This window comes from Yoonia sp. (assembly GCF_042093035.1).
Lineage (GTDB): Bacteria > Pseudomonadota > Alphaproteobacteria > Rhodobacterales > Rhodobacteraceae > Yoonia.
Genome location: NZ_JBELFI010000151.1, coordinates 1 through 4,633 on the forward strand (window position 1 = coordinate 1; position 4,633 = coordinate 4,633).

Annotated in this window: 5 protein-coding genes; all 5 read left to right on the forward strand. The window is 55.7% G+C overall.

Annotation, left to right across the window (positions count from 1 at the left end; all coding sequences use genetic code 11):
- Positions 1-41: 41 nt before the first annotated feature.
- On the forward strand, positions 42-1,082 hold the full coding sequence (locus tag ACFDSS_RS13520) for a TRAP transporter substrate-binding protein (protein WP_375256252.1): 1,041 nt from the start codon (positions 42-44) through the stop codon (positions 1,080-1,082).
- A gap of 83 nt (positions 1,083-1,165) precedes the next feature.
- Positions 1,166-1,627: a TRAP transporter small permease gene (locus ACFDSS_RS13525; RefSeq protein WP_375256253.1), complete on the forward strand. Its 462-nt coding sequence runs from the start codon at positions 1,166-1,168 to the stop codon at positions 1,625-1,627.
- Positions 1,624-2,946 (forward strand): TRAP transporter large permease, encoded by a 1,323-nt coding sequence (locus tag ACFDSS_RS13530; protein ID WP_375256254.1) that lies wholly within the window; start codon positions 1,624-1,626, stop codon positions 2,944-2,946. Before ACFDSS_RS13525 ends, ACFDSS_RS13530 begins: the two co-directional genes overlap by 4 nt.
- 9 nt (positions 2,947-2,955) lie before the next feature.
- The gene (locus ACFDSS_RS13535; protein WP_375256255.1) at positions 2,956-3,456 is read left to right on the forward strand and encodes a MarR family winged helix-turn-helix transcriptional regulator; all 501 of its coding nucleotides are present in this window, start codon (positions 2,956-2,958) and stop codon (positions 3,454-3,456) included.
- Positions 3,453-4,633, forward strand: a 1,181-nt coding sequence (locus tag ACFDSS_RS13540) for an AMP-binding protein (RefSeq protein WP_375256256.1), incomplete at its 3' end; no start/stop codon positions are given. The genes ACFDSS_RS13535 and ACFDSS_RS13540, both read left to right, overlap by 4 nt.

The following is a 4,633-nucleotide window of genomic DNA, read 5'->3' on the forward strand; positions in this document are numbered from 1 at the left end:
TCCAAAACATCCCAGTAATTCAATTAAATAGGAGAAACCAAATGACAAATTTCACACGACGTACAGCGCTTGCCTCGATGGGGGCCGCACTGGCCACACCGGCACTATTGAGCAAAGCTCACGCAGCAGAGGTCACGTTCCGCGTGGCTCACTTCCTGCCCGCAGTGGCACCGATCCAGTCTCGGTTCATGGAGCCATGGGCAGCAAAGATCATCGAAGAAACCGACGGCGCCGTTGATTTCCAATTCTTCCCATCCATGCAATTGGGCGGCCGCCCGCCCCAGCTGGCCGATCAGGCACGCCAGGGCATTTGTGACATTGCATGGACTCTGCCAGTTTATACGCCCGACCGTTTCCCAGTGGCAGAAACAATGTCTTTGCCATTCATGGTCACAAACGCTGAAAAGACATCGGTTGCGATGCACAAACTGGTCGAGGAATTTGCCCCGAACGAATACGAAGGCATGAAGGTATTGGCGTATCATACCCATGATGGCGGCAAGCTGCATACGCGCAACGGGCCAGTCAATACACAGGCTGATTTGCAAGGCCTGAAGTTGCGTGCACCGAACCAGGCGACAGGCGACATGCTGGCCGCTTTGGGCGCTGATGTTGTGTTCTTCCCAGTTCCGGACTTGATCGTAGGTCTGTCAAACGGGGTGATCGACGGCTGCTGTCTGCCATACGAAATCGTTCCGGCGATCAAACTGCACGAACTGACATCCTATACGTCAGAACCGGCGGCGGCCGCTCGTGGCCTGTATTGCAACAACTTTGCCCTGGTCATGAACGAGCCAAAGTATGAAGGCCTGTCAGACGATATTCGTCAGGTAATCGACAACAACTCCGGCATCGCGCTCTCGCAGCAGTTGGGCGCACAGTTCGACGAATTCGAAGCATTCGGACGTTCGGTCACCGAAGGGTCTGGCAACCCGATCAACGAGATCGCTGCCGACGAGATCGCCAAATGGCAGGAAGAAGCGACACCGGTCTATGAAGCTTGGATCGAAAAGCTGAACGGTTTTGGGCATGACGGCGCGGCCATTCTGGCCCGGGCCAACGAATTGCTTGACGCAGGCTAACGATGTCAGAAAATTCGATTGGAACAAAGCCGCAGGGGGGGATGCCCCCCCTGCGACGGGTCCTACACATCTTGGCGACGGGGATGGCGGGGCTCGGCGGGATCGTCATTTTTGGGGCGGCCGTGTTCGTCACATTTTCCGTGATCCGCGCCACCCTTGGGATGGGAAGCTTCCGCGGTGAGTTCGAGTTGGTCGAACTTTCCTGTGCGGCCTGTGCCTCGCTGTTCTTGCCGTTGTGTCAGCTCACAAAGGGTCATGTCATGGTTGACGTGTTTACAGGTCGGCTTCCGGTGGCGGCCAACCGAGCGATGGACACATTGTGGATGGCCATGTTCGCAGCAGCTTGGGCGTTGCTTTGCTGGCAGCTATTCCACGGACTTAATGAAATTCGCGGTTACGGTGACCGGACCATGCTGCTGGGCGCACCGATATGGTGGGCCTATGTGCCAGCTGTATTGGGGACCGGTTTTTCTGGGCTCATTGCACTTTACTTGGTTGTGGCCGACCTGCGGCCAGCACCCCTTAATCGAGGCGACGAAGTATGACACCATTTGCGATTGCCATTTTCCTAATCATCGCGTTGTTCATCCTGATCTTCATCCGGATGCCGATAGCGCTGGCGATGGGACTGATTGGTTCGGTCGGATACTCACTACTGAGTTCTTTCACGAGCCTAAAATTCTACCTAAGTACGGCTTGGGTCGATAAATTCATGTCTTATGATTTTGCCGTCGTCCCATTGTTCATTTTGATGGGGCATCTGGCGACACGTTCCGGCATTTCGGCCTCGATCTTTAACGCCGCGCGGGCCTGGATCGGCCACATGCGTGGTGGTCTGGCAATGGCGGCGGTTGCGGGCTGCGCGTTGTTCGGATCGATCTCTGGGTCTTCGCTGGCCACGGCGTCGACGATGACAAAGGTGGCCATGCCCGAGATGCGTAAGCACGGGTTTTCGGGGGCATTGTCAGCGGGATCCCTGGCTGCAGGCGGTACTTTAGGGATCTTGATCCCGCCATCCATTGTCCTGATCATTTTCGCGCTTTTGACAGAACAGAACATCGTAAAACTCTTCTTGGCGGCAACTGTCCCAGGCATTTTGGCTGTCGTGGGCTTTATGATAGCGATTTCAATCTATGTCCGCCTTTTCCCGGAAGAGGGCCCAACGAGTGAACGGTCGACCATGGCGCAACGCATTCGCTCCATAGGCCAAATCTGGCACGTTCTGGTGATCTTCGGCGTCGTTCTTGGCGGCATCTACGGAGGTGTCTTCACACCAGCCCAGGGCGCTTCTGTTGGCGTAATCCTGACACTCCTCTTGGGGAGCCTTAAAGGTGGCCTAACCATACGCTCCGTCTTCGATAGCCTCGTCGACACCGCGGGAACCACGGCGATGATTTTTGCCATCGTTTTTGGTGCCGATCTTTTCAATGTGGCCCTGGCGCTTAGCCAAATGCCGCATGATGTCGCGCAATTCTTCGCCGCGTCAGACATTGCGCCGATGGCGATCTTGCTGGCGATGGTGGTCTTCTACCTCGTCATGGGTTGCCTGATGGACAGCCTGTCGATGATCTTGCTGACCGTGCCGGTGTTCTTTCCGACAATCATGGCGCTGGATTTCGGGCTGCTGCCCGAACAACAGGCGATGTGGTTCGGGATCATCGCTCTCGTGGTAGTCGAAATGGGGCTAATCACGCCACCAGTCGGGATGAACCTGTTCGTGATCTCGGCGATGGCTAAGGACATCCCCATGACTCAGATATTTCGTGGCACGGTGCCGTTTATCATGGCTGAATTTGCCCGAATTGCCATCTTGATCAGCTTCCCAGCGCTTAGTTTCTGGCTCGTTGATCTCGTGATGAATTGAAGGCTCCAAATGACGACTTCAAACTCCAAATCCCCGGATGCAATACCCGAAAAGGGTGAGGCCAGCGACACGCTGCTGCGGCAGTTCGTGGGCTACCGGATGAAGCGGGCCTATCTACTTATTCAGGACGATATGGCTCAAACGGTGGCCCCGTTCGGCCTGCGCACTGGCACTTTTTCGGCCCTAGCGGTTGTCGTTGCCAGCCCCGGCATTTCCCAGTCGGATTTGGGTCGTGTGCTGAATATCAAACGATCGGGCGTTGTCGTTGTCGTGGACGAGCTAGAACGCGCCGGTGCCTTAAAACGCAAGCCCGTAAAGGGAGATCGACGGACCAACTCGCTCACGGTGACGGCGCAGGGCCGTCGGCTTTGGGAAAAGGTGGAGCAGGCCGTTCAGGACCACGAAGCCGCGTTGCTGAGCGGTTTGGAGGACCATGAAATTTCACAACTTCACGACTTGCTGGCGCGTGCGAGCAATGGTCGGAAAAAAGATCAGGAGACAAGGCATTGATCGATAAGGAAACCGGCCTCAATTTGATGCCCCACGCAGTGAATTTGTCTCGGCAGGGCGAGGACATTCTTCTAACCTCGCAAGTCCCGCTTGACGATGTTGTGGAAAAAACTGCCGACTGGCTGCACCACTGGGCGGAAACGACACCAGACAACGTTTTTTTGTCCGAACGTTCTGACGACAGTTGGCGCGACGTTACGTTCAGCCAAGCCCTGGAAGCGGTGCGAGCGATTGCGACCTCACTGGCATCGCGCAATATGGGGCCGGACACGCCGATTGTTGTTTTGTCTGGCAACTCCATAAATCACGCTTTGCTGTCGTTTGGCGCGCAATATGCGGGTGTCCCGACAGTTCCGCTAGCCGAGCAGTATTCTTTGATTACCGAGGCGCACGGCCGCTTGGTCTATGTTCTGGACAAAGTTAGCCCAGCAATGGCCTTCACGGATGTCGCTGGCTTATACGCCGTGGCTTTGGCCTTGCCACAACTCGCAGACGTTGAAATCGTTGCAACGAAAACCGAGGGTGCTCCGGGCCCTGTCACCTCTTTTGCGGACCTGCTGGACGGGGATGCAGTGCAGGACGCTGACGCATTGTTGGCCAGTACGGGCCCCGACACCGTTGCCAAAATTCTGTTTACGTCAGGGTCGTCCTCTGATCCCAAAGGCGTCCTGACGACGCAACGAATGATGTGTGCAAATCAGGCGCAAATTGCCTCGGTCTTGCCTTTTCTGAAGGAAAAGAAACCACGCCTTTGCGACTGGCTGCCTTGGAACCACGTGTTCGGCGGGTCGCACAATACCAACATGATGCTGGCCAATGGCGGTACCCTTGTCATCGACGAAGGCAAGCCCACTAAGACGCTGTTCGACAGCACGGTTCGCAACATCATTGAACGGCCCGGAACCATTTCGTTCAACGTCCCAGTTGGTTTTTCCATGTTGGTGCGAGAAATGGAAACCAATCTTGCGCTGCGCGAGGCGTATTTCAAAGATCTCGACATGATCTTCTATGCGGGTGCGTCACTTCCACAGGATGTTTGGACGCGTCTGGAAGAGATGGCCATCGAAGTGCGCGGTCGATTGCCTTTGATGATTTCAAGCTGGGGAATGACCGAAACCGCACCAGCGACACTTATGGTGCATGAACCGATTGGGCGTTCAGGGGTGATTGGCGTGCC